Raw genomic sequence first — 681 nt, forward strand, 5'->3', positions numbered from 1 at the left:
CGATTTCTGCTTGCACCGCGTCAAACATCGCCTCATCAATGATCGCTGGGAGGGCTTGCTCGACCCAGTATCGCGGCAGCTCCCCGTCGTTGAAGGAGCGTGTGGGTGCTTGGATTGTGGGGCGGTACATTTTCTGTAGCATTTGGCAGCCCTTGTACCGCTCATTTTCGAGCATGCGACGAAACACGGATCCGTAGAACCGTCCCCCTCCCCGAGAGCGTTTACCTTCAGCATTGAGCATCGTCGCGGTTTTCTCCGGGCTGATCCCATCGAGATAATTGGCAAACAGTAAGCGCACGATCTTGGCTTCTTCTTCGACGATGGTGAACTGGCAGTCTGCCCATTGGTATCCATAGACAACGAAGGAGTTCGTGCCCCCGCTCTTGTACCGGTTGCGGATCGCCCATTTGACGTTCTGGGATAGTGAGCGTGATTCTTCTTGGGCGAACGAGGCCAGCAAGGTTAACAGCAGTTCCCCGTCAGCGCTAAGGGTGTCGATCTGTTCGCGTTCGAATCGCACGGCCACGCCCAGGTCTTTCAGCTCACGGACCGTAGCGAGCAGATCGACAGTGTTGCGGGCCAGGCGTGAGATCGATTTACACAACACAATATCGACAACCCCACTCCTGGCTGTGTCCATCAGGTCGGCCAGGCCTTGCCGGGATTTCGTTGACGTGCCAG

General features: G+C 56.5%; 1 protein-coding gene. It reads right to left on the reverse strand.

The genetic code is table 11. The features are described from left to right. Positions 1-681: recombinase family protein (locus HMPREF2975_RS13165; protein ID WP_141757437.1), on the reverse strand; the 681-nt coding region annotated here is incomplete at both ends.

Origin of the sequence: Actinomyces sp. HMSC065F12 (genome assembly GCF_001814535.1) — a bacterium.
Lineage (GTDB): Bacteria > Actinomycetota > Actinomycetes > Actinomycetales > Actinomycetaceae > Pauljensenia > Pauljensenia radingae_A.